This window comes from Methylobacterium sp. E-041 (assembly GCF_022829665.1).
Taxonomy (GTDB): Bacteria; Pseudomonadota; Alphaproteobacteria; order Rhizobiales; family Beijerinckiaceae; genus Methylobacterium.
Map to the genome: position 1 here is coordinate 1 of NZ_JAKSYQ010000237.1, position 26,655 is coordinate 26,655.

Below are 26,655 nucleotides of genomic sequence, written 5' to 3' on the forward strand. Positions count from 1 at the left end.
TCGAGAAGTCTGCGTTCGGATCACGGCCCTCGTGCCAACCCGACGCGTTGTAGTGGGTCGTCGGATCGACATGAGCCGCCCAGACGTCGGGGTTTGTCACGTCGTAGTAGAGATCATCGACGAGCGCTGAACCAGCGTGCTCGTGGACGACGCCGTCTGTGAACGTGATGGTGGTGGCCTTCGTTAGATCGTAGGTGGCGCCGTTTGGTGCGGTCATCAAATCGCGACCATTGCTAAAATCGTAACGCGCATCGCTCAGCGCAAACCCAAAATTGTCGGCGCCAAGTGCGTAGTTGGAACCCGAATACCCATTGACATTAAATCCGACAGCATCACCCGTCTTATATAGTTCTGCAGCATAGGCTGTAGTGGTGCCCGTATCGTACGCTGCAGCGGTTCCGCTCTGAGTTATGCCGTCGAAGGTGAATTTGGAGAAGAAAAGATTACGATCTGCCCCCGAAACACCTCCATTGTCATTGACAAACTGAAAGGCAATCTGATGGACGCCACTAAAGTCTCCATCAAATCCAAAGAATTGGACCTCTTGATTCGCGTGCGACGCTGTAACAGCGAGCGTCGGCCCGTACTGATTGCCGTCCAAATATACATTAAAGCGGGAATAATCCTGATAATAGTCTCCCGACACTTGAACTTCAAAATGATTTGCCATCCCACACTCCAGCTTAGCCTGAAAAACCGATTTTTTTGATATCAGACGACGTTGCCTTGGTATAGCGTCGTTAATCTCTTTTTACCATCAAGGATAATTGCTGACGCTGAGTGTGATGAGGCTGTGAGGCCTTGAGCGCCACCTCCTTAAATGTCAGCTTTACGCCGCGACAGCTCTTCGCATTGTCCGCTTCAGGCCCCATCGCTCTGACTCTTCGGTCTCACGCGTAGGCGATCGGCAGCTCGCCGACCTGCGTCGTGTAACGCAGCGTCCGCATCTCGAACTTCGTGCTCCACGTCAGCTTCTCCACAAGGCCAGCCCGGGCGGGGACAACGCTGCCGCGTCCGAAGCGTGCGTTGCAGGCGTCAATCGCCGCCATCGGCGGTCCGGAGCGCTTGCGGTCGATCTAGCCGACGCGAGGGCATGGGCTGTCTTCACGCAGCATGCTGTGGACTAAATGGATACCCAAGGGCTCAGAAATTGAGTCCGTAGTTAGCTCCACTTGATTATATTTTCAAAATTTGCATACTTATAGTCAACAAAAGATAAATATAATTTTTCCTTGATCTAGGTGATGGGAAACGCTGATGGCCGCCTCTCTTCTCGGTGAAACCGTATCTGTCGATGTGAGATACCAAGTATCGGCGGAGGACTCGTCTGGAAATTTCAAGAGTTATGATGATTCGCTATACTCAGGGTCTTTTACGGTTGTCAACGGCTTCGAAGTACAGAACGTGTCGATACGCGACACGATTTATTCGAGCGGATACCCTCAGAACTTAAGCGGAACTATAAGCATTGACGTCTCGTCAAGCGGCTTCATCGTAAATTTCAACGGCACAGCCCAACCCGGCGGCTTGATTTTTACTTTTACAAGCTTGGCAGACCAGTCAGCATCTGCTGTCACGGGAGCATCAGAAACGTCGTCGTCCGGCGTTGTGACTGGTGTAAACCAGACAAATGCACCGACACACACCAGCACCAGTGCAACAGGCGGGTTTTTTCTCTATGGATATCAGCCCGGGACCAATATCAGCCAGACAGTTGCATTGGACCTGAGTGATACACCGCCAGCAGATACTACACCACCTCGTGTGATCAGCTCAACACCGAGTTCCTCGGGCCCAACCAACGCGACAACCCTGACCGAGACGGTGACCTTCTCGGAGGCCGTCACCGGCGTGACCGCCGACGACTTCACCGTCACCACCAGCGGCACCGCCACAGCCAATATCGCCTCGGTGTCAGGTTCAGGAACAACCTACACAGTCACGCTTAATCAGGCGTCAGGCGACGGTGCAGTGCGGCTCGACTTGAAGTCCGCTGGTACCGGGATCACCGATACCGCCGGCAACGCGATCCAAGGTGGAGCAACTGGCTCGACCACGACCCTCGATCACACGGCGCCGACCGCCACAAGTGCTGCGGCGGCGACAGCTGCCAACGTGGCGAGCACAACCTACGCCGTCCACTTTGCAGAGGCCGTCTCAGGCGTCGGTCTGAACGACTTCGTTCTGGCCCCAACGGGCAATGCAGCCGGCGGCATCACCGCCGTCTCAGGATCGGGCCAGGACTACACCGTCACGGTGTCCGGCATCACCGGCACCGGCTCCCTCGCCTTGGCGCTTGCTGGCACGCCCACCGTTAACGATTCGGCTGGCAACGCGCTCACCGCCACGGGCCTGACCAGTTCCACCACTCACGCCGTCGACCGCGACGCTCCAAGCGCGACCATGATTATCCCATCCGCGGGCGGCCCAACCAACGCGACAACCCTAACTGAGACGGTGACCTTCTCGGAGGCCGTCACTGGTGTGACCGCCGACGACTTCACCGTCACCACCAGCGGCACCGCCACAGCTAATATCGCCTCGGTGTCAGGTTCAGGAACAACCTACACAGTCACGCTCAATCAGGCGTCAGGCGACGGTGCAGTGCGGCTCGACTTGAAGTCCGCTGGTACCGGGATCACCGATATCGCCGGCAACGCGATCCAAGGTGGAGCAACTGGCTCAGCCACGACCCTCGATCACACGGCTCCAAACCTCACCCTCGCATTATCGGCGGGTACCGGCTCCGACCCGACGCACGGCAATCGCCCGCTGATCACCGATGCGACCGCGAACGCGCAGGTGCTGAACGCGGCCGAGTTCGCTGACGCCTTCCGGCTCAATGGGACGGGGGTGGATGCGAACTTCACCGGGCAAAGTGGTGCGGTGGTCACCTTCACTGCAGCCGACGGTCATACCGTACCGACGCACAGCGTTCCTCTGACAAGCGATGGCAACGGAGGCTACCGTTATGCCTTCCGTGTCGATGCGCCAGGGTCGACGAATGGCTCCAACGCCGATCTGGCAGCGGCGCTTACGGATGGCACCTACACCGTTCAGGCGGCAACGCAGGACGCGGCCGGCAACGTCACCCTGACAGCCTCGCAGACGCTCATTGTCGACACCACAGCCGATGCCGGCGCGGTTGCCAGCTTGTCCGTCAACGATACGACCGATCACATCGTCAACGCCGGCGAGGCGCACAGCGTCTCTTTCACGGTGGCAGGCCTCGATAGCGACGCCACCGCCCTCGCGACCTTTATCAACGGCGCACAGAGTCGAACCGTGCAGGTTGCTGGCGACGGCAGCTACACCGTCGACCTCTCGGGTTTTCAAGGCACGGTGACGTCCGCACTCGCGATCACCGACGTTCATCAAAACATCGCCAGATCCGCTGGCAACTCCTTTGACGCCGACACGGCAGTTCCGCTTGTCCCGAGCGCACCAACAAATGCGGCGGTCGTGAACGGCTACGTCAACGCTGCCAATGATACCGCGACTCAGGCGCTCGCTGGCACCGCCGAGGCCGGTAGCACGGTGATCGTCTTCGACGGCACTGTGCAGATCGGTACAACGACCGCGGACGCTGGTACGGGAGCGTGGCGCTACACCATCGGTGTCCTCGCTGACAGCAGTACCCACAGCTACACCACGACGGCGACAGACGCGGCTGGCAATACTAGCTCAGCTGGGCCCGCACTTGCGTTCACCGTGGACACAACAGCGCCGACTGCACCGGGCCTGGCGCTCGCGCACGACACTGGGCTCTTGACGACCGATCACCTCACCAACGATGCAAGCCTTGCGATCACCCCGGCCGAAGCTGGGGGCAGCTTCAGCTACAGCGTGGATGGCGGGGCCGCGACCGCGATCTACGATCCGAGCCAGCTCACGCAAGGGGCGCACACCGTTGCGGTGACCCAAACCGATGCCGCCGGCAACGTATCGACGGCTGGAAGCCTGGTCTTCACCCTCGACAGCGTGGCGCCGACCGCGCAAGCAGATGCAGCCTCCGGTACCGGTGTGGCGGCGACCCTGACCGGCAACGTGCTCGCCAACGACACCGACGCGTCGGCTCTACACGTTGTTTCCGTCCAATTCGCCAACGCCCTGTCCCATACGTTGCCGACCTCCGGTACGTCGCAGATCGACAGCACCAACGGCACCCTGACGATCGCGGCGGACGGCAGCTACAGCTACCACCCGACGAGCACCGGTCACACCGTCTTCACCGAGACGGTGGCGGATGCGGCCGGCAACACCAGCCAGATCACGCTGACCTTCGACGTGGCCAAGGCTGCAATCCCGGCGGCGCTGAGCTTCGGCTTCGCGCTGACCGACGCGCACTTCGACTTCAGCCACGGGCACGACCTGATGACGGCGCCGGACGGCACCGTCACCGACCTGACGGGGGTCGCGACGATCGCCTTCACCGATGGCACGGTCCAAGAACGAGACGGGTCGCCGCTGGTCGACGACCTCTACTACGCGGCAACCAACCTCGACGTCTGGCGGGCGCACGTCGATCTGGACACGCACTACGACCAGTTCGGCTGGCACGAGGGACGTAACCCGAATGCCGAGTTCTCGACCTCGGGGTATCTCGCTGCCAACCCGGATGTCGCGGCCGCCGGGATCGACCCGCTGACCCACTACGATCAGTTCGGCTGGAAGGAAGGCCGCAGCGCCGGCCCAAATTTCTCGGGCATAGCCTATCTCGCCTTGAACCCGGACGTGAATGCCTCCGGCATCGACCCTCTTGTTCACTATCTTGAGTTTGGGCAAGCCGAGGGCCGCGCGGTTCTCCCCGGCATGAGCACCGCGCAAGGCAGCGGCGACCACCTCTTTGGGGCATTCGACGCAACCTACTACCTAGCCCACAACACCGACGTAGCCACCGCCGCAACGGTCGGCGGCATCAACCCAGATGCTTTCGCCTTCCGACATTACTTGAATTTCGGGGCACAGGACGGCCGCGATCCAAACGCGTACTTCTCCACCTCCGGCTATCTCACAGACAACTCCGATGTTGCGGCGAGCGGTCAAAACCCGCTTGTCCATTATGAGGAAACCGGCTGGCACGAGGGCCGCGATCCCAGCACCACCTTCCATACCAATGCGTATCTCTCCGAAAATCCGGATGTTGCCGCAGACCATATCGATCCGCTGCAGCACTACCTCCAGTACGGCATGGCCGAGGGACGCCATATCGGTTGAGGTCAAATTAGCCACCACAGCTGCGCCGGGCGTAGGGTCCGGCGTAGCCAATCGTAGCGGTACCCTACCCACTGCTGCTGATGTGCAGCCTCGCGGCAAGCGCTGGCCAGTGTCCAACCTGCATTCTGGCTGACCCACGAAGCCAGGGCTGTTGCCCACTTCTAATGCCGGCCTGACAGGCGGGCAGGACGTGCTGCGCCATCAAGCGATCGTCAGACTTTTCGAGATGAAGAACCCGCTCGAAGCGAGTGCCGAGTCGGACGATGCGACGGGCGGTTCAGGACAGCCGACCGCGCGCGACGTGCCAGCGGATCGAGAATCGCAGCACGCCCCAGAGGTCGACCTCGCCGTACTCGTCCACGGCAAACGGCGGCATGTCCGGGTTGTCAAATTCAAGGCGAGCCCGGTTCCCCTGCAGTCGGTAGCGCTTGCACGACAGCTGACCATCGACCACCGCGACGACAATGGACCCATCCTCAGGCTTCAGGCTGCGGTCGATGCAAGCGAGGTCGCGATCGTGGATGCCGGCACCGCGCATGCTCTCGCCACGGATCTGCATCAGGAAGGTGGCCGGCGGGTTCGGCACGAGCCAGCGCGGCAGCTCCAGCGCGCCCTCTAGGAAGTCGTCGGCCGGCGATGGAAACCCGGCGCAAAGCGCCTGCCCGAGGATCGGGATGTGGACAAGGTCAGCGGTCTCTGCGGCGAGAACCGCGATGCGATAGACGTCCATGCCACTCTCCGATACGAGAACATATGGAGAACAAACAGGACGGCGGGCAACCGGTCAATCGCCGGAAGAAGTTGGTTCGACGGCCTGTGCACGCCTGTGGACACCAGGGGAAAAGCTCGACGGCACAGCGGTTTCGCTTCCACTGTTCGGACGGTCACCATGCCGTGTTCGATCGGGTCGGGCGGTGGGTATGGGATCCGTTGCTGGTCTGGATCCACGCTGACCAGGTTGCCCGGTCGGTGATGTCGAGCTGCGGCGGCCGCCTCGATTGGACGGGCTGGATCGTCGACGTTCACGATCAGGCGGGACGCCATGTCTGCAGCTTGGACTTCACAGATGTCCGGATGGACCGACAGGCGGCATAGGACGAGAGGAGGGCGCGATGGGGATGAAGACGACGTTCGTAGTTCAGACCTTCGTCATCGAGCGAAAACGCCTTCTCCCCGGCGACCGCGAGGTGGCGCCGACCGACAGTGGGGCCTTGAAGAAGGCTGAGGCGATGGCCGGCCGGACGCCCGGCACCGCGGCTCTCAAGATTGTCGCCGACGACGAGACCGGCGAGTTGGAGAGTGCGACGATCCTCGGCCAGTTCGGCGAGGTACCGGAAGATTTCGCGGAGAGCCTGCAGGGCGGCTGAAACGCAAAAAGGCCCCGCCACCCTTTCGGGCAGCGGGGCGGGGGCGGGATCGTCCGAAGGGTCGCGCAGGCGTCAGCGGCGATCGCGAGGTCGGCTGTCGAGCTCGTCCAGTCGCCTGAGGATGCCCTGGATCGTGTCACGGGGCGTGTTGAGGTCGGTGACGTCCTTGCGGACCTGATCGATCTGGCGCTGGAGCGCCTCGTCCTTCACCCGCTGGCCAGCCCAGACCTCACCGTGCTCGCCGCGCGGCACGATCGACTTCTGCATGGCATCGACGTCGCGCTCGATGCGCTCGACCCGGGCGTCGCTGGCCTTTTGCAAGTCGTCGCGGCGCTGGGTGATGACGCCGAAGCGGGTGTCGAGGTCCTCACGCGGGACGTAGCGGTCGGCGCGGCTCTCCATCTTGACGATCGCCGACTTCAGATCGGCCATTCCGGTCGACAGCGGCGAGAACGCCAGCGCACCGATGCCGCTGATCAATGTGACGATCAGCGTGATGGCGCCGAGCGCCGATCCGATGAGGGCGCCCCACGGCACCTTGTCCCGGTTGTCGAGCTTGGTCGAAATGTTCTCCAGCCGCGATAGGATGCCGGCGACACCGTTCTCGAGGATTCCGATGCGCGACTCGTGATCGCGCGCGGGCATCTGCTGCTGCTGCATCTGCTGGACGTGCTGCTGGGTCATGATCCTGGCCCCCAAGGCCGGATGGGCGCGCCGGTATTCCGGTCACGCGCGTGTCGGCAGGAAGGGTGCGAAACTTTCGCACCCTTCGGCGAGGTCGATCAGGCCGCGGCGGGCTGGACCTTGTCGCTCGGGACAGCCGCCGCGGTGACGTGGTCGGTCACGATCGACAGGACGGCCGGTACGGCCGCTGCCGAGGCGACGAGCGCGGTGTTGCGGCGGGCGTAGAGGCCGTAGCCGACGGTGGCGGAGGCCACGCCGATGGCGACCAGGCCGGGCACGTCGTCGGGCTTGATCCAGCCGCGGCCGAGCGCGAACATGCACAGGGCCTGGATGAGCGTGCGCACGCCCGAGAAGATCTGGTCGTTGTTCATGGGGGTGTCCCTCGAGGATGAGCGATGCGCCGGGACCGCCGGCGCGGCGGATCTCAAGCGAAGACGCGCTTGGCGGCGGCTAGCCGCGCCTTGCGATCGGAAAGGCCGTTGGTGCCGCCGTTGATCTTCACGGAGATCCCGACGACGTCGTCGCGGTCGGCGAGCGCGTTGCAGCCGCGGCTGTTCCAGTAGTGGAGGGCCGGCGCCAGGAAGCCGTCCGGCGTCCGGAGGCGGTCCGGGTTCGCATCGGCACCGAGCTCGGCGAAATTCGCCCGGCCGGTGGTCTGAAGGCCGCCGGATCCACGGAAGTCCCACCCGTCAGTCGACGGCGAGGCCTTGTTACCCAGCCGGCCGCCGTAGACCTTGATCGCGAGCGCTTTCGGGTTGCGGGCATAGGGCGTGGCCGCGGCGACCGTCGGGAGCCGGTTCGGCCACACCTCGACGAGGCGCGAGGCGGAGTAGGACAGCCCCTCCTCGAGCTTGGCGAGACCACCGCTCTCGACGCTGACCTGAGCGAGGAAATGGGCTAGGCGCAGCGGCGTGGTGATGCCGGCCGCCTGGATCGCCGCGGCGCTGCCGGCGATGCCGGCGAGGATGTCGGCGCGGGCGAACGGTTCGAACCGGCGCAGGCGCGCGACGGTGAGCAGCGCGGCGATGCCGCCGGCCGGCACGACGACCACAGGCCTGGCCGGGATCGGCGCCCTGAGGGCGGCCTGCGTCATGGGGCCGGGATCTCCGTCCGACTTGAGGCCCGATGCGGTCTGAAATGCCTTCACCGCACCGACGAGGCCGGCCGGCGTGTCGAGGGCGTACCCGCGCGCGGAAAGAGCCTGCCTGATCTTAAGCGGGGTCATGGTCGATCTCGCGATGTCGGTGAGTGAAAGGCGGCGTCTGTGACCAGTTCCCGTGCGCCAAACGGCGACGACGGGTTGCACAGGCCCGCCAAGGGCGAGCACCAAAAACCCCGGCGCGGGCGGGCGCCGAGGTTGAGGGCACGACAGGCGCGCCGGACTTAGAGGTTAGGTTTCACAAGACCGCGGAAGCGCCTAGAAGTGCGCCACGTCGAACACATCGACGCCCGTACCGCCAGTGCCAGTGAACCCGGACTCGGTCGCCCCGGCGCCAGGGTTTAAGTGCAAGTATCCGTCCATATAGTTGACGCCGCTAGGCGCAACGAATGTTTCCGTGAACTTGCACCAGCCCGTATAGCCCGTGACCTGCGTAGCCGTGACAGTCACCGGAGTATTCGGGCTGGCCGCCTGCGCGCCGACAGCACAATTTAGCACATCGAGAGAAACAACCGGCCCTGTTCCCGCAATAAGTTTGTTGGCTAGCAGCCATTGATGGCCGCCGACCGACTTCGCGTAGAACTGGAACGTATAGGTCTGTCCCGGCACGAGCGCCGTGCTGTTGCCGGCGTTCCGCGTCAGGTGTAGGCGGTGGTAGTCGTTGGTTGCACTGGCAAGCAACCGCACTGCGTTGTTATAGCCGTCAGGAGACGCCTGCCCCGCCGTGAAGGTTAGGGCCTGCGTATTGCCAGAGGCGACCTGAGACGCAGCAAGATTGTTTGGCGACTGCGCGTTTATGTCGTTCGGCCCGCGGGCAACGATGTTGAGCGGGATCGTGGTCGTCCGCGGAATTCCGTTCGGGATCGGATTTCCGCCGGCAGGCTTCTGCGGCTGCTCTACGAGGGTAAGGGTGGGCGCTCCGGCGGCGCTGGGGAACGTGCCCGACACCGTAGAGCCCGAGACGGTCAGGACCGTGCCATCGCTCGACGTGGCCGTGATCCGCGTTCCAGCGGTCCGGTTGTTGATCGTCGCCGTCCAGACGGAACCGGGAGGCGGCGAGGCGTTGGAGAGCGTCAGCGCGCTATACTGCGCGATGGCGTTCGCCGGTTTCACGATCGACGAGTCGGCGATGACCTCGTTCTGGTTGGCCGGCGCGACCCAGGTCCGAATGGATTGGACCGTGATCGCCATGGCGCTCGGGTCGAAAGGCCCGACCGGGGCCGTGCCGTCCGTCGAGGCCGGCGCGATGAAGTCAGGCACCGCCTGACCGCCGATTTTCAGGTGATAGCCGATCTGCTTGACGACGCCATCGATCTGATCGGTGAAGGTGTCGGATAGGAACTGCTGGTGCTGTTGCAAGAACAGCTTGCCATCCCATATGTACTGAACGGTACCATCACGCTTTAAGTGAACGCCGAGCGTGTGAATACCATCAAAGATCGTCGCGCCGCCCGTAAGCGCGGCGTAGGGATAGCCGTTATTCGGGATAAACGTGAAGCCGTTGTCATTGGCGACAAACGACGTATAGGGGTCGAAAGTACGGGTCGAGGGGTTCGTTCCCGGCACGATACCGGACGTCAGAAGCGTGCCGCTCGGCGCCAGATCGGGGCGCTGGAAGAAGTCGCCGTTGTCGATCTCATAATACGGCTTTTCGACCGTACCATTGACCGTGAACTTCATGTCGGCAGTAAGAGCGTTAGCAGTGCCGTAATTATAGTACGGATTGCCATTCGCCGCCGCGACGCGCTTGGGCGACGCTTGATAAGCCTGCTCTAGCCAGATCGGCGGCCACGCCTGCGCAACCGTCGGCCCGCGGAACTTGACCTCGATATAGGAGCCGGGGAGGATGTTGAGCTGATCGCGGAAGACGGCGCTGTAGAGGTTGCCCTTGGTGTAGGGCACGGTGTTGTTCTTGATGCCGCGCGAGAGCAGCTTGACGCCCTCGGGCAGGAACTCGATCAGCCGTGCCGGGTGCGGCGTAACACCATCGGACTTGAACTCAGGGTAGAGGCGGTGCCGACCGTAGGAAGTCTGGACGCCATCGCTCGGGTTGTTCGGCCCGGTAGAAACGACGCTCGACTGATCGCCGAAGATCGAGTTGGAGAACGAGATTTCGTTATACTGCGTCTGGTTGCGAATGTTGGCGTTCGGAGCCGTGCCGAAGACGATGCTCTCCACGTTCGTCGTGCCCGAGAGCAGGGCGATGCCAGTACTCGGAACGGCCGAGGCGTCGACCGGGGGCGCCTTGGTCGGCCAGTTGGGGCTCTGTAGCCACTGCTGGGTGAAGTCGATCGGCGGGATCGGCAGCGGCGGAACGTAGGCGAAGGCCTGCGTCACGTCCTGGGTGGTGATGCGGTACTTCACCGAGAGGCGCGCCACCTCGGCGGCAACCTGTGCCGCGGAGGGCGCCGAGCGGGTTAGCTCAAGTAGCGCGATGTCGGCGCGAGAGTTGTTGAGGAACTCGAATTGCGTCGCCTTGCCGGCGCCCAGGTTGCCAACCGTTCCCGCGGGCGAGGCTGCGGTGACGAGGCCATTGCGCAGGATGTAGAAGCGCGAGCCGTCGCAGATGACCTGGAGGATGCCCCACGTGCCCTGCGCCGGCACAAGGTTGCCGACGAGCGCCAGGTTCTCGACCGCCGTCGCGGCGCCGTTGTTCTGGCCTGCCTGCAGCGCGCGTGTGGTGCCGCTCGACGACACCGGCCCAACGGTGATGTACGTCGAGCCGTCCGTGATCTTGAGGATTTCGTTTTGGTTGCCGAGCGTCGTTGACTGCCGAAGCACCGCCGTGAGCGACCAGGGCTGGCCGGCGACGGCGACGAACTGATCCGCTTCCGACGGCGGCAGAGTGAGGGTGTCGTAGTAGAGCGCGTCAGACTTGGCGCTGAGGTACGGCAGGCCCGCGGGGCCGCCGGAGGCCGTAAAGACGGCCTTCTGGTTGCCGGTCAGCTTGAGCCCGCTCACACGCTCGTTGAGCGCGACGACGTTGTTGAAGCCGTCGATCTTGACGCCCGGAGTGCCGGCGGGGAGGTCGGCGTAGCTCGTGGGGGCGCTCGGGTCGATCGAGTAGACCAGATCGGGCAGGAAACTGACCGCCGTGCTGGCGGTCGCCGCGCTCGACAGTGGGTACAGTTTGCCCGCACCGGCAGGGTCGAACAGCGTGCGCGCCTGAGCCGGAACGAGGCCGGCTGGGAACGCAAGGTTCAAGGTGAGCAGAAGCGCGAGAGCGCGGCGAACGAGACGCATGATCCGAGGCCCCTTAGGGTGATGGGATGGGCGGCGCTTGTTGCGCCGCCCCCGTGTGGTGAAGGGCGCTCAGAATTCCTCGGCGAAGACCGGAAGCGGCGTGACGCCCGCCGAGATCACCGAGATCGCCCCGGTGCCGACGTGCTGCGGAAGCGTCTCGTAGAGGCCGTCGGCCGGCAGCTTCATGCTGTTCTGGTCGACCGTCGTGCCGCGGTAGGCGATGCTTCCCTGCGGCTGGATGCGGTAGCCGCGACGGTTCACGTTGGCGGCCATGATCTGCGTCGGGATCGAGACGTAAGCCGGGGTGAGCGTGGCGCCGGTCCCGGTTCCGGTCGAGGTCGTGGCGACGGGCGCCGTCGGCAGGACGGTGCAGGAGCCGGGCGTGCTGAGCGTGACGGTCGCGGCCACGCCGGAAGCGACGGTCGCCACGGTGAACTTCGGCTGCACGGTGCAGGTGCCGCCGACCAGCGTCAGCACATCGCCGACCGCTTGACCGGTTCCACCGGCGGTCACAGCGGCCGAGGCACCGGCAACCGGGACGATGGCGGAACGCGAGGTCGAGGACGCCTTGACCACCGTATCGACGGAGAGCAGGCCGGACAGCTTCGACCACAGCGCCTTGAGCACCGAGGTATGCGAGGCGTTGGCGGCAGCGCCGTCCCACGCGGCATCGGCCGGCGTGCCAACCGCGGCGGCCGTCGCCGCAGCCGAGGCGTTGCCCGTCGCCTGCGCGGCGGCCGTGGCCGCACCGGTCAGCTTGCCGTCGATCGAGGAGAGCGAGGCGTTGCCCGTCGCCTGCGCGGCGGCCGTGGCCGCGCCGGTCAGCTTGCCGTCGATCGAGGAAAGCGAGGCATTGCCCGTCGCCTGCGCGGCTGCCGTGGCGCCGCCGGTCGTGTTGGTAGCGATCGAGGCGAGCGCCGCGTTGGCGGTCGCCTGCGCGGCCGCAGTCGAGGCGCCGGCCGGCAGCGGAACGACGCCGGACAGGGTGAAGACCCCCGGATTGGACGGGGTCAGGAGCGGCGCCCCGAGGGCGTCGACCAGGGCGTGCGCCGGCACGTAGATGCGGCGTCCCGAGGCGTCCGCGCCGATGTCATAGGCGCGGCTCGCGAATGGCGTGCTGCCCGTGTCATTCATCTTGCCGATGAGGTTGTCGGCGGCGAAGGCGGGGGTCAGGGCGAGCAGAGAGAGCGCAGCCGCAAGGGCCACGTTGCGAGAATGCTTCACGGGTGTCTCCGGGGCAGGTCAGGCGCGGCGCACAAGCCGGCGTCGACAGGGGGGTGGCGGTCGGCGGCGCTTCAAAGGGCGCCGAGCGAATTCGTCGTGAGAGGCTGGGACAGGTCCAGGAACCCGGCGTCGGCGTCGGGCGGCGTCACGGTGCCAGGGCCGAGGAGGGGGGATAGGATCGCCTGCAGGTCCAGGAGCGAGAATAGGCGCTCCACGCCGTTAATGCGCAGCAGGTACCCCGCACCGGAGATCTGCGAGGCGTCCGGCAGGATCGTCGAAGGATCGCCGCCGCGCGCGTCGGCGATGACGACGTCCCCACGCCCCGCCAAACCGATCCAGTAAGGCGTCAACTCTAGGTCCAGGCCCGTCGCCGGAAGGATCCTGCCGTGCGCGAGGTCAGGGATCGATGCTGCAGGATCGGCGGGCGTGATGTGCTTCAGCATCGACAGGCTCCGAACGGGAGAGAGCCGCCAAGACGCTTACGAAGGCTCGTTCGGCGTTGGCGAGGAAGGGCGCAGCGCACGCCTAGTGCAGGATCTGGTTGACGGTCGGCGCTGCGGTGTAGGTCATGGTCGCGAGCTGCCCGGCCGGGATCGTGAAGCTGCACGGGCTGCCGGGGCAGATCGACAAGTTGCCGCCGCCGTTGGCTGCGCCGACGGTGACGGTCACCGCCGAGCCGCCGAACACGACGTAGCTGGCGGTGGTCGGCAGCGGGCCGAGCTGCATCGGGCTTGCCGAGACCGTGACGGTGCCGCCGCCGATAGGGTTGTAGCCGAGGTTGTCGTGGAACCGGTTGTTGATGCCGGTCGAGGCATTCTGTAGCGCGGCGGTGGTATTGCCGGTCAGGTCGTTGTCGTGGGCGATGATCGCGTCGGTGCCGGCTTCGATCGCGATGCCGACCTTGTTCGTATCGTTGGGCGAAGGGGCAGCCGCGCCACCGAACGGCGAGAATTTGCCGATCTTGTTATCCGCGGCTGTGAGGTGGCTGCACCCGGCCTGCGCCTGGATGCCCTTCTCCCAGCCGGAGAAGCTGACGCCGGTAACGGTGACGTTGTAGACCGGCCCCTTGCAGCGCAGGCCCGAGCCGGTCTGCCCGGTGGTCGAGGTGATCTGTCCGCCGCCGGTGATCGAGACCATGTTGATCGGGTAGGGGAAGCTCGCCGTCGGCGTGGCCGCGCTGGCATCGAGATCGACGCCGATCGTGTTCACCGCGCTGTCGATCTGCTTCGAGTTGGTGAGCCACGGAGTCGGGATCGATAGGTCGAACACCCGGCCCGTTCCGACGGGGCGGACGACCACGTTCCCGGCCTGCGCGCTGTCGTTGGACCCGATCGCCAACGTGACCTTCTCGACGCGCTGCCCGTTGCCCGGGACGATCTTGTAGCTCGTCCGGTTGCTGACCCAGTCGTTGGCGAACGCGTAGAGTTCGCCGGTCTGGGTCACGGTCACGGCGGCGTCGGGGTAGCGGCGGTTGGCCGGGTTGTTGTCGAGGAAGTTCGACAGGCCGAGATTGCGCGCGATGATGTTGTGCGGGCCGACCGAGCTATTATCGACGAGGATGTAGCCCGAGCCGGGGCTTGTCACGCCGTCCGCCGCGTAGGCGAAGGTGTTGCCTTCGACCATCATCGTGCCGCCGGTAGCCCCCATCCGCACGCAGATGAAGCAATGCCGGAACAGGCTGTCGCGGACATACCCGTATCCGTTAGCGAGGTTGACCGTGTAGCCGCCGGTTCGCGCGACACCGCCCTCGAAGTCGAGATGCGCGAAGGTCAGTCCGTCGGAGCCGGAATAATCCCCCGTGAAAGTCAGACCGTTGAGCGAGGCGGCACTCGCTACGCTGGTCAGCTCGACGCAGCGCTGATTGAAGCTGCCGACCCGCAGGCGCGGGTTCGGGATCGTCACGGAGCTGTAGAGGATCTTGCCGCACGGCAGGAGCAGGGTGCCGCCGGCCGCGGGGACCTTCTGGATAGCATCGAGAATGTTGCTGGTCTGGTCGGTGCCGTCGTCGGCCACGACGCCACCGAGCAGGCCGGCGGAGTAGAACGGCCGCCCGGGGACCGCGTAGAACTGCCCGAGCAGGTTGCGGCCGAGCGTCGGCCCGCCGCGGAGCTTGACGTAGCCGTTCCCATCCATCTGGGCCTGCGGAAACACCATGTCGGCGCGAGCGCCGGACGCCCCAGCGACGAGCGCCATCACCGCGGGGATGACGCCGAAGGCGGACAAGCGAAGCGTGCGGATCATCGGACCGTCCAACCTGTGCCTGCCTTGGTGCGGCGGAAAATGAGGACGCCCCCGGGCGAACCGATCGAGGGCGCGGCGTTGCCGAGGATCGTGTCGGCGCCACGCGGGACCACGCTGATCGGCAGCGCGGCCGAACACAGCCCGGTCTCGTCGGCGACCACAAGGTCCTGGCCGAGGGGGTAGGCCGAGGCCGCCGGCAGGGTGACGACGCAGCCGGTGGTCAGGGCGGCAATCGCGATATGCAGATCGTTGGCGTTGGCGGTGTAGGCCGTCGTCTGCACCGGAGTGCAGCCGGCACCGGCCGCGCCGATCGCGCCGCGGGCGGTGGCAGAGTCGCCGGCCGCGAGGATGGCCTTTCCGGCGTCGCCCGCATCAGAGATCCCGGCGACCGTCGCCGAGGTCGCCGCCGCCGCCACGCCCGCCACCGCCACCGCGGTTCCGGCCTTGACGGCCTTGAGGTCGTCGGCGACCTGGCCGTTCATGGCGTTCTGCTTCGTCCAGGCGACCCGCGGCGTGTCGCCGGTGCCGTCGTTGGGAAGCGTGCCGGTTTTGATGACCTGCAGGTCCATCACGCGCTCCGGGCGCACCCGTCCACCCGCTCGAGGTGGACGGGCGTTGGGTGGAAGGAAGGGGGGGGAGCGCGTCAGGTCAGGGCGGCGAAGGCCGCATCGATCTCGGCTTGCGTCGTCACGGCCGGGGGCGTGGCCGAGATGGCGAGGTCGAGCCGGCTCTCGACCGCGTAGCAGGCCTGGACGTGGGCGCCGACCGCGAGCGCGATCAGCTTCATCTGCTCGGCCGACAGCGTCACCCAACCCGACTCCGCCTTGAACTCGACGGAGGCGGCACCGGAGGCCTGGACGTAGGCGTAGGCGTTGGCGATCATCGTCTGGCTGGCGCGATCGGTGGCGATCCCGACGCCGGAGACCGCGATGCCGCCGACCTCCCGCGCGTAACGGGCGGCGGCCGCGTAGGCGATCAGGCCGTCGGTCTTGCTCGGCAGCGGCGCGGCGGGCGGCGAGGAGAAGGCGCCACCGTCGCCGGCGATCCAGCCGGGGGCGACGCCTTCGACCGCCGACACGTCGCGGACGTCGAACAGGTCGGTCGGCCAGGCGTCGGGCTGATCGGAGAGTGCGCGGACGACGCCGTCATGGATGAGTGCGTATCTCGGCATCTTAGATCCTCACATGTACAGGTTGATGCGGCCGTCGGCGCCCTTGCCGCCGGCGGCGTTCGCCGAGGAGCCGTTGCCGCCGACGCCGGCCGCGTTCGACTGGTTGCCCTTGTCGGCGTAGTTCGGCCCCGGCGAGGAGCCCGACCCAGGCGAGGCGCCGCCGGAGCCGCCGGCGAAGGGGGCGGTGTTCGGGTAGCCGAAGCCACCGGCATCGCCGGGATCGTTGATGTCGCTGCCGCTCGCGATGCCGCCGTAGCCGTAATTGGTCGACTGCTTGCCGCCGATGGCGCCGTAGCCGCCCCCGCCGCCGGTGGCGGCGCACAGGGTCTGCCCGGCGGTGTAGGTGACGCCCTTGGTGTCGATCACCGATCCGCTCTGCACGACGATCGAGGAGGTGCCTCCGTTGACGCCCTGCGTAGCGCTCGCGCCGCCGGCGCCGCCCGGACCACCCGCACCGACCGTGAGAAGGAGAACCGTGGCGGTGATCGCCCGGAAGGTCTTCTTGACGTTGGCACCGCCGCCGCCGCCCGATGCGACCGAAGTTCCGGAGTCCGCGCCACCGCCACCGCCGCCACCGCCGCGGCACTCGGAGACCTCGACCACGGCGCCGGCGGCGACGTTGAGGGTCGAGGTGCCGGGGGCGTTGTAGGGGTAGGGCGTGCGGCCGGCGATCAGCAGGGTCGAGATCACCGCCTTGGACGAGGTCGTCGACAGGCCCCGGATCGCCTGCGAGAGCTGGGAGAGGTCGGCGTTGGTCGGCGACAGCCCGGCGGCGATGATCGCCGCGACGATCTCGCGCTGCGTGTATTCGACGGCGGCGGCCGGAACCTTCGAGCCCTGCGTGCCGGCGGCGGTGTTCTTGCCGACGAAGGGCGCGTTCGGGTCGGTCGAGCCGGTGGGGGGGTTGTAGAGCACGAAGATCTCCGTCGGGCGGCGTGAGGACGCGATCCCGCGAGCGCGCGGGGTGCGCGCTCGCGGGGCGGGTTGAGCGGGAGGGACGGGGTCGGCCGGACGCTTGGGGCGCCAGGCGAGGGCGTAGTTGAAGATCAGGCTCGTGCTCGGCGGGCAGTAGCGCCGCAGCAGGCATTCGAGGTCGGTGGCGACGTAGAAGCCTTCGAGCGGGTCGTAGGCGAGTTCGCCGTCGTCGATCCGGAACGCGGTCTCACCGGCCGAGATCACGTTCACGACCCAGAACTTCCACTCGTCGCCGCTGTATTGCGGGCCGTCGAGGGAGGCCGTCATCGCGAAGCCTTCGAGCGCGTCGTCGACGACGCCCCCGTCGGCCTCGAAAAAGCTCTCGACGATCGGATTGGTGCCGACGGCCTCGGCGGGCTCGGTGCTGGGCACGAGGGCGAAGCTCTCGAGCGGGGTGCCGTCGCCGTCCGGCAGCAGCGTCGAGCTTTCGAGCGGGTCGTCGTCGAGGGCCCCGTCGTCGGCCCGGAACCAGGCTTCGGTGACGGAGGCACCCGCCACCTCGCCCTCGTCGATGAGGAACCACGCCTCCGAGATCGAAGCCTCGGTCACCGCCGACACGTCGACGAGGAACTGCGTCGGCTCGTCGATGGTGATCGTGTAGCCGAGCGAGGCCGCCAGGCAGATGAAGTAGGCCGGTGACTGCCCGCCGAGCGCGGCGAACCGGGTCCGCACCGCCGCGATCCGGGCGGCCGTGCCGGAGCCGCCGGTAAAGCAGGCGTCCGGGAGCCCGAGTTCGCGCTCCCAATCGTCGAGGCTGTCGGTGATCGCCGAGGGGAACGCCTGCGTCGCAAGCATCCAATCCCGCGCGTTGACGTCGGCGACCCACCCAGCGATGGCGCGCCAGAAGCGCCGCATCCACGGCGAGGCGCCGCTCCCATCCCCGGCCTCGTCGGTGCCAAAAGCCGGTCCGCGCGGGGTCAGGGGCAGGATCTGCGGCAGGAGGTCGTCCGCGGTCGGACTGGACTGCCGGTCGGCGACCGACGGCGCCCCGCTCGGCAGCAGCGCGCACGGCCAGCCCGGCTGGATCGCGCCGGCATAGCCTGCATCGACCGTCGCCGTCGTGCTGTCGGCGTAGGGCTTGAAGCCGTCGGCCGTCGTTGGCGTGGCCATGGCGCCCCTCAGTCGGTGTAGGAGATGGCCCCGAGGACCGGGTACTGGCCGGCCGCGAAGACGATGTCGGCTGCGGGCATCGGCAGGTCGTGGCCGTCCTCGCCGACGGCCCGGCCGATCGCCTCCTCGAGCCAGGATCGGTAGAGCCGGAAGGGCTGGGACGGCTTGCCCGGCTCGGCGCGGTCGATGAACACCGCCGCGAGTTCCGCGGCGATCGAGGCGCGGATGTCGGGGGTGTCGGGCTCAAGGGCCTGGATCAGGATCGGCACCGCCTGCGGGACGGGGGCGCTGACGAAGACGCGGGCCGTGACGGGGCGGCGCAGCGGGTCGTCGAGGTAGGCTTGCACCAACGCGACCTGCGTCGATGTCGGAACGAAGTTCGGCTGGTCGGTGACGGTGAACATCACCCAGACCGAGCGGCTGTCGTTCTGGAAGCTGTCGACGAACACGTCCCGGACGGTGCCGAGCGCTTCGTGGACCCAGGCGCGATAGTCGTCGGCCGCGCCACCCTGCGGCGGGTTGCGGCGGCGGGCGAGCACGCGCGCCCGCAAGGCCTCGACCGCTTCCGCGTCGGTGCCGCCGGTCAGGCCGGAGCCGTCGGCGGCGGGGGCGACCGCACCTTGGGTGGCGAGCCCGACGGGGGTCGCGCTGTCGCTCGACAGCGCGAGCACGGTGCCGGCATCGGCATTGCCGAGCCCGCCGACCGCATCCGCCTCGACGTAGACCGTGACGCCGTCGACGGTCGCCGTCGCCCCGGTCAGGGTGGTGTAGGTGACGCCGTCGCCGCGCACGAAGCCGAGCCCGGCCGGGACGGAGAGGCCGATCGGCGCCGCGACCGTGATCTGGCCGATCGCCGCCGTTCCAGGGCTGGCGCTCAAGCCAAGCTCGAAGGCGTGGCGCGCGAGCCAGAGTTCGTCCGCGGTCGAGGCGAACATCTGCTTGAACAGCCACGCCCGGCGCTGGTCGTGCTCGAAGTCGAGCAGGGCGAGCACCTTGCCGATCACCGTGAAGGTGTTGGCCCAGACCGAGGCGACGGCGCCCTCGATCGCGCCGGTGAAGTAGCCGCGCGCCGTCTTCGACAGCTCGGCGAGCGAGCGGACGCTATAGCCCGCCATCGGCGCGACTCCACAACAGGTCGAATTGATCGGTGTAGGCTTTGGTCCCGTCCCGGCCGTAGAGGTCGACCATGAGCAGCACCCGGCCGCCGACCTTGTCGACGACGGCCTTGGTCGCGATCGTCACCACCGCGCCCTGGCGGACGAGCGGCTGCAGGGCGCGCTCGGCCTCGGCCGCCATTTCCATGCCCGTCAGGTCGGAGAGCACGGCGCGGCGGTAGAGCCAGAGCTTGGAGCCGAGCGGCGCTTCGCCAGCGGCCGCGTCGACATCGAAGCCGTCGCCGACCCAGCCGCGGCGGTCGCCCCGATGCTCGAAACGCAGGTCGGACACGTCGGCGCGGGCATCGGAGAACAGCAACAGCACCACCGCGGTCTTGAGCGGGTTGGCCGCCTTGAGACCGCCGGCCGGGCCGTCGTCGCCGCCCTTCGAGAGCGCGAAGTCTCCGAAGATGCCGTTCCAGACGATGTCGGGCGGCAGCACCGCCACGCCCTCGTCGGCGAGCGGCGTGAGCGTGATCTGCATGGGGCACCCGAAAGAGGGGGAGGGATCAGACCTTCGCGAACACGGTCGAGGACGGGCCGGCCGCGGTCATCACCGGCGAGTAGGTGCCGTCGGTGCCGTCGCCGCCGAGGTAGGTTTTCTTGCCGCCGATGCTGGCGTTCTCGGTCGCAATCACCGCCACCGTCTTGCCGGTCATCTTGTGCGGTCGGTCGGCGGCGTCGTGCCAGATCCCGTCGGCGCCGAGCATGCGCGTCGCGTTGCCGGCGGCGTCGTAGAGGGTGGTGTTGCCCTCCGCGAGCCCCTTGGGCCGCTTGTCCTGGTGCTCCATGCCGAGGAAGGCGACGAGGCTGCGTTCGCCGGATCCGGCGATGCCGATGCCGTGCGAGCCCTTCGGCGCGTGCGAAGCCAGCCCGTGCTGGCGCACGACGTGGACGCCGGCGACCTCCTCGCCCGCGTAGCCGTAGCCCTTGGCGGTCTGCAGCTCGCCCGAGTCGTCGGTCTCGATCAGCTCGCCGCGGAACAGGTTGGTCTGGCTCATTCTCCGCCCTCGTCCTCGTCGATGCCCGAGCCCGGATCGAACACCGCGTCGGACTTGTCGCTCCCGGCCTTGCCGCCCTGGGCCTTCGGGTCGACGAAGGTCAGCGTCGCCCGCGTGCCGTCCTCGAGGCCTTGCCGGAAGTTGACCGTCGACAGGCTGTAGTCGCCGTCGATGTCCTCAGGGTCGTTCACGATCGCCATGAGCCGGCCGGGCTCCCAGAGGAGGCCCGCCTCGTCGCGCCAGGTAGAGACCGTGACCGTGATCGTCGTGCCGAACCCGGCTCGGCGCAGGCGCTCCCAGCGCAGGCGCTTTTTCAGCTCCTTCTTCGACCAATCCCCTTCCGGGATGATCAGTAGCGGCCGGTTGCGGGTGACGCTCGCATCGGTCTCGGTCTCCTCCTGGCGGAGGTTGTCCTTGCCGGTGCCGGTGGCCTTCTGGCCGCGCGCGACGTAGGTCGAATACTTCTGGTCGCACTTGATCTTGACGTCCATCTCCTCGACCGGAGACTGCCCCAGCACCAGGGCGCCGGCGTGCCGCTTGGTCCCGGCTCGCGTGATGCTGATCGAGCCGTCGGGCTGGCCCGACAGCATCAGCCCGAGGCGGCGCGCCTCGCGCTCGACCGTCTGGTAGATCGTGTCGTGTGGCTGGCGCTGGACCTTTGGGATCTTGGTGAGCTGCTGGTCGGTGGTGAAGCCGCAGCGGACCTCGTCGAGGTCCTTGGCGACCTCGAGCAGGGTCTTGTTCTCGAAACGCCCAGTCTTGTGCTTGACCGGGTGGCAGTCGACCGCGTCGGCGGACTTCGACTTGCCGTCGAGCGTAATGGTCTTGACCTTGCCCCCGTACTTCGCGCCGTAGCCGCCGATGTAGCCCTTGCACAGAAGGTCACCGCCGCCGGTCGGCCCCATCGCCTCCGGCGCGGTCAGGATCTCGATCTCCCGGCCGTAGCGAAGGCGCTTGGCCTCCGGGCTCCACGAGGCGTTGGTGGCGCCGAGCGTGAACGAGATCTCGGCCGACTCCGCCGAGCGGTCGACCGATACGTCCTGCCAGCCGATCAGGGCGTAGCCGTCGACGATCAGCGTGACGATCTCGGCGACAGCGGACATGGATCAGGCCTTCGGCGCGACGGCCTCGATCGTGGCCGGCATGAACAGGGGCGTGCCGCAACGGTTGCGCGCCAGCAGCTCGGGCGCGCGGGTCGGGTCGCCGTAGAGCGACCAGGCCAAGGCCGTCGACGGGAACGAGCGGTTCGCGTCGACCCGCACCACCGGCTGCAGGGTGGTGGCGAGCCGCACCAGGTGGCCCGACGTCTCCCGTGCGACGGCGGCGAGCACCGTCAGGATGTCCTGGCCGAGCGTCGCCGCGATCCGGTCGGCGGACGCATCGTAGGCGGCCGAGATCCGCGCTCGGGCTTCGGTCGCCGCGCGGCGATCGGCAAAGCCCGTGCGCGCCTCCGCGAGGAAGGCCTCGCCGAGGCAGGCTGCCTCGACCGAGGCCGCCAGCGCGCCGGCGAAGCGGTAGGCGCGGGTCAGCACCGGCGAGGCGGAGACCGGGATGCAGGCCTGCGTCCGGGCCGCCGCCGCGTAGAGCCCGGCGCTGGCGTCGCCCGCCTGCGCCCCGCGCGCCGCCGCCTGGACGGCGCCGACCAGGTCGACGCCGATCGCGGCGACGTCGGCGGCCGACAGCACCCGCGGCGCCGACACCCGGACGATGCGGGTGCAGGTCCCGGACACGCCGAGCGCGACGCTGGCCGCGAGCGGCAGGCCGGCGGAGAGGTCGGCGATCACGCCCGCGAGCGCACCGGCCGACACCGCGGCGCCGGCCAGCGCCCCGCTTGGGATCGTGCTCATGCGGCGCCCTCGGGTCGGGTTACGGGGTGAAGGCGGAAAGCGCCGCGCCGACCAGCGCGCCGAGCCCGTCGAGGGCCGAGGCCGCGATGCGGTCGCCGAGCGCCAGCGCCGGGAACCCGCCGCCGTCCTGGCCCGCCTCGACGAACTCGAGGTCGAGGTCGACGAAGCCCATCTTGTCCTTCCGGTGCGTCGGTGCGCAGCCGGTACAGCGCACCTGCTGCGCGGCGAAGAACGGCAGGACGAGCGTCCCGACACCCGCCATTCCGCACGCGGCCATCAGCGCCTGGACATCGGCGTCGGCCCGGTCGCTGGCGATGTAGGCATTGATTTTGAACTCACGGGGCAACCGCCCCATGTCCTCGGTCGAGTGCTCCTCGGCCTTGGTGTATTCGTGGACGGCGACCCGCCGCCCGGTCTTGGGCAGCGATTCGTCGTCGACGTGGAAGGGCACGCCGCGGAAGGAAGCCCTCCGCAGCGTCTGGATCCAGTTGCGCATTACTTGGCCGCTCCGGGTGTCGTGGCGGCTCCCGGCATCGAGACGGCGGCAGGGCGGCCGCCGGAGCTGCCGATCGTGCCGCGCATGGCGCTGATGCTGCCTTCCATCTGGTCGAGCTTCGCGGTGAGCAGCGGCGACGGCAGGATCGTGAGCTGCCCCACCAACCTGCCTTCCGGCGCTTCCATCGTCCCCGTAAGGGGTGGCATGTCGGTTACCCGCGCCGTGATCTGGTCGGGCTTGACCGTCGCCTCGATCGGCTTGCCGCCGTTGGCCGCCGTCGCGGATGCGGTCGCCGCACCGTCGAGGGTGTTGCCCAGCGCCTTGACCTGGCCCGAGGCATCCGAGCTGGACGGCAGCGCCTTGACGTCGACCGGGATCGTGCCGCCCGGCGTGCCGCCGAGCCAGGACGGCATGGTGGATTTCCACCAATCCTGAAGGTAGGGCCGCGCCGGCCCCATGCCGGCCATCGGGTTCGCCTCCGTCGCGCCGCCGGTGGCGTAGTCGATGCCCTTCGCGCCCTGCTCGGCCGCGAGCTTCGGCATTTGCTGTGCCGTGGCGTAGGCCCCAAAGGCTGCGCCTGCCGCGACGCCCGCAGTGATACCGGTGAGCCCGAAGGCCGCGCCGCCGCCGGCCGCCGCAGCGGCGCCGCCGACCGTGGAGCCCGCAGCCGTCGCGCCAGCACCGCCGCCTGCCGCGGCCGCCGCCGGCGCGGCGAGCTTGCTACCGAACCCGAGCAGGGTCTTGAGCAGAACGAGCGAGCCCCAAGCGCTCGCCGCCATGGCGCCGGCGCCGGCCCCGAGCGACAAGCCTTGCTGCGCCCCGACGGGGAGGTTGGAGAACCCGTCGAGGGCGCTACCACTCTTATCAGCCAGCAACTTCACCAGCGGGGCGTTCGCGTTGCCGATCGTCAGGATCAGGTTTTCGAACGAGCCCTTGAGGTTTTCGACCGAGCCGCCGAGGCCGGCGAACACCTCGTCGGCCTTTTTCTTTGCCCAATTCGGATCGTCGCCGGCGTGGCCGATCGCCTCCTTCGAGGCCTTGAACTCGTCCCACTGGCGCTGCGTGATCGAGCCCTTGCCGCCATGCTTGTCCGTCAGCCAAGCGTTGAGCTGCGGCAGGGTCATGCTGGACTTCATGGCCGCATCGAGCAGCCCCTCGGCGTCGACCGACTGCGCCGACAGCTTGTGGAACTTACCGACCGCTTTGGCCGCCACCTTCGCGTCGGACGCGCGGACGGTGCCGTCCTTGGTCTTGCCGAGCATATCGGCCACCGCCAACACGATCGCCTGGGTGTACTTATCCCGGTCGCCGATCAGGCCCTTGTCGCCGTTGATCGCCTCGACCCGCTTGCGGATCTCAGGCGTGAAGCCCTTGCCCATTTTGTTCTGGAACTGGCCTTCGAGCGCGTCGGTGCTGAGCCGGTCCGGCATGTGGACGAAGTCGGAATGCTTGATCCCGGCGGCATTCAGGGCCGCGATCCCGTCGGCGGTCGGCGAGACGATCTTGCCGGCCATCGACCGCATCGCGACGCCGGCGACGTCGCCGCGCAGGCCGCCCCGGCGCGCCAGCGCGCCGAGTGACATGGTGGCGTCAGTGCTGAGACCCGACGCGGTCGCAGACGCGATAGCGTAGTTGGAGAAATTCTTGACGTCCTCGCCGTCCATGCCGCCGATTTTTGCCATCTTGACGAGCTGGTTGGTGGCCTTGTTGGCCTCCGCAAGCGCCTTTTCCTTGGTCGAGATGTCCTTGCCCGACTGCTGCAGGTAGCCGCGGATGATCTCCGTGCCGTCCTTGAGGTCGACCTCCATCAGCGTGGAGAAGTTGCGGACGTTGCCGACGATGCCCTCGGCGACCTGCGCTTTGAGGCTCGGGGCAAAGCTCGCCGGCAAGCCCTGCATCGCTGCTGTCTGCGCCTTCACGACGTCGATGTTGGAGAACTGCGTCTCCTGACCGATCTGCTTGGCCTGTTTCAGCAGGTTCGCCTGATCGTCGTCGCCGATGTCGGTGAACACCTTTTGCTTGCGGGTCGCGAGGTCGAACTCGGCCGCGGCCTCGATCGAGCCCTTGGCGATCGACTTGACTTTATGCCCTGCAGCGATAGCCGCGCCGGCGCCGAGCACCTTGGCCGCTTCGGCCCGGTCGGCGCGCCTCTGCGCGCGGGCGGCGGCGGCCTCCTCGGCCATCCGCTCGCGATCGGCGCGCGCAGCGCGGCCGGAGGCACCCATGCCGTCGGCAACACGACGCCCGGCGGCGATGCGATCCGCCTCACGCCGGCCGGACACTCCCATGCCGGCAGCAAGGCCGCGCTCCGACCGCTCGAGCGCGGACTGCCGCTTCATCGCCGCGGTGGTCTGATCGATCGCGGCAGCGATACGCCTCTGTTCCGAAATCAGCCCGCTAACAGCAACGCCGCCCTTCGAGAGTGCGGCCCGCGACGACAGCACGGCCGCCTTCTGGCGCTCGTAGGCGGCGGTGGCGGCGTCCGCCGCGGCCTGGGCCCGGCGCATGTTCTGTTCCAGCTCGCGGGTCGGCTTGGCCGCGTTGGCGAGCGCGCGCGCCGCCTGGTCGACGCCGGCGCGCGCCTCCTGCATCTTGCGCTTGGTGTCGTAGAACGCCGAGCGCTGGCCGCTGTAGCTGTCGATCGCCTTCAACGCTTCGCGGGAGGCGTTGAGGGACTTGTTGAAGCGGTCGATCTCGGCGGAGACCTTGGCGCCCTTGCCGACGTCCTTGAACTTCTTGGCGATCCTATCGAACACCGCGCCGGTGCGGTCCTCGGCCGAGATGACCGCCTTGGCTTCGATGATCCGCCCCATGATCAGCGCCGCCCTCTGCTCGCCTCCCGCTTGCGCTTCTCAGCGCGCGCCATGGCGCGTCCGTACCAATGAATGATGCCGGACGGCGTGAGCCGCCCGACGGCGTCGAGGGGTTGATTCAGCTCGAAGACGATGTCGTCGGCGAGGTCGGCGAGGGTTCGCCGGCCTCGGCGGGCGCCTGGAAAAAACCCAGGATCGCCTTGCGCACCTCGCGGGCCGCGCGCCAGTTGGCCGATCCGAGCTGGAGGGCGGGAGGCTCGACGATGCAGGCCTCCGCATAGGCCGCGATCACCTCCGGCTTCTCGATCGTGAACAGCACGCCGTCCTCGCTCTGCCCGATCGTGTAGGGCTCGCCGCCGCAGGTCATGTATTCGTCGTAGGTCGGCTCGCGCACGACGATGTGGGTGATCGGGCCACCGTGGCCCATGACGGGCTCGGCGAGCGGAATGCGGACGGGCTTCGACATGGACCACCAGACGATCGGAGAAGGGCGGGCGGGCCGGCGCGGTTGAGGCGCCGGCGGTTGTGGGTCAGTTGACCTGGTAAGTCGCGGTTTCGATCTTGAGGCCGGACACTTCGCCGTTCTCGGTGTCGAGCGACGGCTGACCGGACCAGTTCGCGTTCGTGAACAGGTGCGTGCGCTTGCCGGCGTCGGTCTCCACGAAGGTGACATTCAGCTCGGCGAGCATCATGTCGGCGTCCCACTTCAGGCCGACGCCGCGGTCGAAAGTCAGGTCGAGCGAGGCGAGCTGCGGCTTCACGCTCGACCAGCCGGTGCCGTCCTGGTTGGCGCCGTTCTCGCGCGTGGCCGTGGCCGGCATGATCGTGCCCTTGCCGCGGCCCGAGTAGCGGCGGCCGTTGATGTCGAGCGTGAACCGCCCGCCCGTGGTCTGCATGACGGTCGTCTCCGAGGTTCTGAGGGGTTGGGATCGGGAAGGGGGCGGCGGGGCGCG

At 67.3% G+C, this 26,655-nt stretch carries 24 protein-coding genes and 1 pseudogene; 3 read left to right on the forward strand and 22 right to left on the reverse strand.

Annotated elements, in window-relative coordinates; genetic code table 11:
- Both MKK70_RS22040 and MKK70_RS22045 read right to left on the reverse strand, forming a co-directional pair.
- Window positions 1-670: carbohydrate-binding domain-containing protein (locus MKK70_RS22040; protein WP_279603764.1), on the reverse strand; the 670-nt coding region annotated here is incomplete at its 3' end.
- Window positions 671-890: 220 nt separating this feature from the next.
- A pseudogene (locus MKK70_RS22045) lies at window positions 891-1,076 on the reverse strand (DUF4113 domain-containing protein); the annotation flags it as partial.
- A 181-nt stretch (window positions 1,077-1,257) separates the two neighbouring features.
- Here MKK70_RS22045 and MKK70_RS22050 point away from each other — a divergent pair.
- A complete protein-coding gene (locus MKK70_RS22050; protein ID WP_243949900.1) occupies window positions 1,258-5,217 on the forward strand; it encodes an Ig-like domain-containing protein in 3,960 nt (1,319 codons plus the stop codon).
- A gap of 277 nt (window positions 5,218-5,494) precedes the next feature.
- On the opposite strand, the gene MKK70_RS22055 is transcribed toward MKK70_RS22050, so the two are convergent.
- A complete protein-coding gene (locus tag MKK70_RS22055; protein ID WP_243949902.1) occupies window positions 5,495-5,947 on the reverse strand; it encodes a LexA family protein in 453 nt (150 codons plus the stop codon).
- Window positions 5,948-5,970: 23 nt separating this feature from the next.
- Here MKK70_RS22055 and MKK70_RS22060 point away from each other — a divergent pair, with 23 nt between their 5' ends.
- Both MKK70_RS22060 and MKK70_RS22065 read left to right on the forward strand, forming a co-directional pair.
- Window positions 5,971-6,312, forward strand: a complete 342-nt coding sequence (locus MKK70_RS22060) for a DUF6894 family protein (protein ID WP_243949903.1) — start codon at window positions 5,971-5,973, stop codon at window positions 6,310-6,312.
- Window positions 6,313-6,329: 17 nt separating this feature from the next.
- Window positions 6,330-6,584: a hypothetical protein gene (locus MKK70_RS22065; protein ID WP_243949904.1), complete on the forward strand. Its 255-nt coding sequence runs from the start codon at window positions 6,330-6,332 to the stop codon at window positions 6,582-6,584.
- 72 nt (window positions 6,585-6,656) lie between these two features.
- On the opposite strand, the gene MKK70_RS22070 is transcribed toward MKK70_RS22065, so the two are convergent.
- From MKK70_RS22070 to MKK70_RS22160, 19 genes are all read right to left on the reverse strand, one after another.
- Window positions 6,657-7,268 carry a hypothetical protein gene (locus MKK70_RS22070; protein ID WP_243949905.1) on the reverse strand — a complete coding sequence of 204 codons (612 nt, stop codon included), beginning with the start codon at window positions 7,266-7,268 and terminating at the stop codon, window positions 6,657-6,659.
- 98 nt (window positions 7,269-7,366) lie between these two features.
- Window positions 7,367-7,639: a hypothetical protein gene (locus MKK70_RS22075; RefSeq protein WP_243949906.1), complete on the reverse strand. Its 273-nt coding sequence runs from the start codon at window positions 7,637-7,639 to the stop codon at window positions 7,367-7,369.
- Between the two features lie 53 nt (window positions 7,640-7,692).
- The gene (locus tag MKK70_RS22080; RefSeq protein WP_243949907.1) at window positions 7,693-8,493 is read right to left on the reverse strand and encodes a peptidoglycan-binding protein; all 801 of its coding nucleotides are present in this window, start codon (window positions 8,491-8,493) and stop codon (window positions 7,693-7,695) included.
- 192 nt (window positions 8,494-8,685) lie between these two features.
- Window positions 8,686-11,670 (reverse strand): hypothetical protein, encoded by a 2,985-nt coding sequence (locus MKK70_RS22085; RefSeq protein ID WP_243949908.1) that lies wholly within the window; start codon window positions 11,668-11,670, stop codon window positions 8,686-8,688.
- A gap of 69 nt (window positions 11,671-11,739) precedes the next feature.
- Complete coding sequence (locus MKK70_RS30720) at window positions 11,740-12,894, reverse strand: hypothetical protein (protein WP_279603765.1); 1,155 nt, start codon at window positions 12,892-12,894, stop codon at window positions 11,740-11,742.
- Between the two features lie 71 nt (window positions 12,895-12,965).
- Window positions 12,966-13,337, reverse strand: coding sequence for a hypothetical protein (locus MKK70_RS22095; RefSeq protein WP_243949910.1), 372 nt, complete (start codon window positions 13,335-13,337; stop codon window positions 12,966-12,968).
- An 82-nt stretch (window positions 13,338-13,419) separates the two neighbouring features.
- A complete protein-coding gene (locus tag MKK70_RS22100) occupies window positions 13,420-15,135 on the reverse strand; it encodes a hypothetical protein (protein WP_243949912.1) in 1,716 nt (571 codons plus the stop codon).
- Window positions 15,132-15,704 (reverse strand): hypothetical protein, encoded by a 573-nt coding sequence (locus MKK70_RS22105; protein ID WP_243949913.1) that lies wholly within the window; start codon window positions 15,702-15,704, stop codon window positions 15,132-15,134. Before MKK70_RS22105 ends, MKK70_RS22100 begins: the two co-directional genes overlap by 4 nt.
- A 74-nt stretch (window positions 15,705-15,778) precedes the next feature.
- On the reverse strand, window positions 15,779-16,306 hold the full coding sequence (locus MKK70_RS22110; protein WP_243949915.1) for a DUF4376 domain-containing protein: 528 nt from the start codon (window positions 16,304-16,306) through the stop codon (window positions 15,779-15,781).
- A 9-nt stretch (window positions 16,307-16,315) separates the two neighbouring features.
- A complete protein-coding gene (locus tag MKK70_RS22115; protein ID WP_243949917.1) occupies window positions 16,316-18,391 on the reverse strand; it encodes a putative phage tail protein in 2,076 nt (691 codons plus the stop codon).
- Window positions 18,392-18,399: 8 nt separating this feature from the next.
- Window positions 18,400-19,506, reverse strand: a complete 1,107-nt coding sequence (locus MKK70_RS22120) for a baseplate J/gp47 family protein (RefSeq protein ID WP_243949919.1) — start codon at window positions 19,504-19,506, stop codon at window positions 18,400-18,402.
- A complete protein-coding gene (locus tag MKK70_RS22125; protein ID WP_243949921.1) occupies window positions 19,493-20,029 on the reverse strand; it encodes a phage GP46 family protein in 537 nt (178 codons plus the stop codon). The genes MKK70_RS22120 and MKK70_RS22125 overlap by 14 nt, the downstream gene beginning before the upstream one ends.
- Before the next feature lie 25 nt (window positions 20,030-20,054).
- Window positions 20,055-20,546 (reverse strand): phage baseplate assembly protein, encoded by a 492-nt coding sequence (locus MKK70_RS22130; protein WP_243949924.1) that lies wholly within the window; start codon window positions 20,544-20,546, stop codon window positions 20,055-20,057.
- Window positions 20,543-21,649: a phage baseplate assembly protein gene (locus MKK70_RS22135; protein ID WP_243949926.1), complete on the reverse strand. Its 1,107-nt coding sequence runs from the start codon at window positions 21,647-21,649 to the stop codon at window positions 20,543-20,545. Before MKK70_RS22135 ends, MKK70_RS22130 begins: the two co-directional genes overlap by 4 nt.
- Window positions 21,650-21,652: 3 nt before the next feature.
- Complete coding sequence (locus MKK70_RS22140; protein WP_243949928.1) at window positions 21,653-22,393, reverse strand: hypothetical protein; 741 nt, start codon at window positions 22,391-22,393, stop codon at window positions 21,653-21,655.
- 19 nt (window positions 22,394-22,412) lie between these two features.
- The gene (locus MKK70_RS22145; RefSeq protein WP_243949930.1) at window positions 22,413-22,889 is read right to left on the reverse strand and encodes a DNA circularization N-terminal domain-containing protein; all 477 of its coding nucleotides are present in this window, start codon (window positions 22,887-22,889) and stop codon (window positions 22,413-22,415) included.
- A complete protein-coding gene (locus MKK70_RS22150; RefSeq protein ID WP_243949931.1) occupies window positions 22,889-25,702 on the reverse strand; it encodes a phage tail tape measure protein in 2,814 nt (937 codons plus the stop codon). The genes MKK70_RS22145 and MKK70_RS22150 overlap by 1 nt, the downstream gene beginning before the upstream one ends.
- Window positions 25,703-25,820: 118 nt before the next feature.
- Entirely contained in the window at window positions 25,821-26,168 is a 348-nt protein-coding gene (locus tag MKK70_RS22155) for a hypothetical protein (protein WP_243949933.1), read from the reverse strand.
- 64 nt (window positions 26,169-26,232) lie between these two features.
- Window positions 26,233-26,598: a phage tail tube protein gene (locus MKK70_RS22160; protein WP_243949934.1), complete on the reverse strand. Its 366-nt coding sequence runs from the start codon at window positions 26,596-26,598 to the stop codon at window positions 26,233-26,235.
- Window positions 26,599-26,655 lie beyond the last annotated feature (57 nt).

What these genes read in the sequence shown, in the direction of transcription:
- MKK70_RS22050 (WP_243949900.1), top strand. Translation starts at nt 1,258, where the DNA reads ATGGCCGCCTCTCTTCTCGGTGAAACCGTATCTGTCGATGTGAGATAC.
- MKK70_RS22055 (WP_243949902.1), bottom strand. Translation starts at nt 5,947, where the DNA reads ATGGACGTCTATCGCATCGCGGTTCTCGCCGCAGAGACCGCTGACCTT.
- MKK70_RS22060 (WP_243949903.1), top strand. Translation starts at nt 5,971, where the DNA reads ATGGAGAACAAACAGGACGGCGGGCAACCGGTCAATCGCCGGAAGAAG.
- MKK70_RS22065 (WP_243949904.1), top strand. Translation starts at nt 6,330, where the DNA reads ATGGGGATGAAGACGACGTTCGTAGTTCAGACCTTCGTCATCGAGCGA.
- MKK70_RS22070 (WP_243949905.1), bottom strand. Translation starts at nt 7,268, where the DNA reads ATGACCCAGCAGCACGTCCAGCAGATGCAGCAGCAGCAGATGCCCGCG.
- MKK70_RS22075 (WP_243949906.1), bottom strand. Translation starts at nt 7,639, where the DNA reads ATGAACAACGACCAGATCTTCTCGGGCGTGCGCACGCTCATCCAGGCC.
- MKK70_RS22080 (WP_243949907.1), bottom strand. Translation starts at nt 8,493, where the DNA reads ATGACCCCGCTTAAGATCAGGCAGGCTCTTTCCGCGCGCGGGTACGCC.
- MKK70_RS22085 (WP_243949908.1), bottom strand. Translation starts at nt 11,670, where the DNA reads ATGCGTCTCGTTCGCCGCGCTCTCGCGCTTCTGCTCACCTTGAACCTT.
- MKK70_RS22095 (WP_243949910.1), bottom strand. Translation starts at nt 13,337, where the DNA reads ATGCTGAAGCACATCACGCCCGCCGATCCTGCAGCATCGATCCCTGAC.
- MKK70_RS22100 (WP_243949912.1), bottom strand. Translation starts at nt 15,135, where the DNA reads ATGATCCGCACGCTTCGCTTGTCCGCCTTCGGCGTCATCCCCGCGGTG.
- MKK70_RS22105 (WP_243949913.1), bottom strand. Translation starts at nt 15,704, where the DNA reads ATGGACCTGCAGGTCATCAAAACCGGCACGCTTCCCAACGACGGCACC.
- MKK70_RS22110 (WP_243949915.1), bottom strand. Translation starts at nt 16,306, where the DNA reads ATGCCGAGATACGCACTCATCCATGACGGCGTCGTCCGCGCACTCTCC.
- MKK70_RS22115 (WP_243949917.1), bottom strand. Translation starts at nt 18,391, where the DNA reads ATGGCCACGCCAACGACGGCCGACGGCTTCAAGCCCTACGCCGACAGC.
- MKK70_RS22120 (WP_243949919.1), bottom strand. Translation starts at nt 19,506, where the DNA reads ATGGCGGGCTATAGCGTCCGCTCGCTCGCCGAGCTGTCGAAGACGGCG.
- MKK70_RS22125 (WP_243949921.1), bottom strand. Translation starts at nt 20,029, where the DNA reads ATGCAGATCACGCTCACGCCGCTCGCCGACGAGGGCGTGGCGGTGCTG.
- MKK70_RS22130 (WP_243949924.1), bottom strand. Translation starts at nt 20,546, where the DNA reads ATGAGCCAGACCAACCTGTTCCGCGGCGAGCTGATCGAGACCGACGAC.
- MKK70_RS22135 (WP_243949926.1), bottom strand. Translation starts at nt 21,649, where the DNA reads ATGTCCGCTGTCGCCGAGATCGTCACGCTGATCGTCGACGGCTACGCC.
- MKK70_RS22140 (WP_243949928.1), bottom strand. Translation starts at nt 22,393, where the DNA reads ATGAGCACGATCCCAAGCGGGGCGCTGGCCGGCGCCGCGGTGTCGGCC.
- MKK70_RS22145 (WP_243949930.1), bottom strand. Translation starts at nt 22,889, where the DNA reads ATGCGCAACTGGATCCAGACGCTGCGGAGGGCTTCCTTCCGCGGCGTG.
- MKK70_RS22150 (WP_243949931.1), bottom strand. Translation starts at nt 25,702, where the DNA reads ATGGGGCGGATCATCGAAGCCAAGGCGGTCATCTCGGCCGAGGACCGC.
- MKK70_RS22155 (WP_243949933.1), bottom strand. Translation starts at nt 26,168, where the DNA reads ATGTCGAAGCCCGTCCGCATTCCGCTCGCCGAGCCCGTCATGGGCCAC.
- MKK70_RS22160 (WP_243949934.1), bottom strand. Translation starts at nt 26,598, where the DNA reads ATGCAGACCACGGGCGGGCGGTTCACGCTCGACATCAACGGCCGCCGC.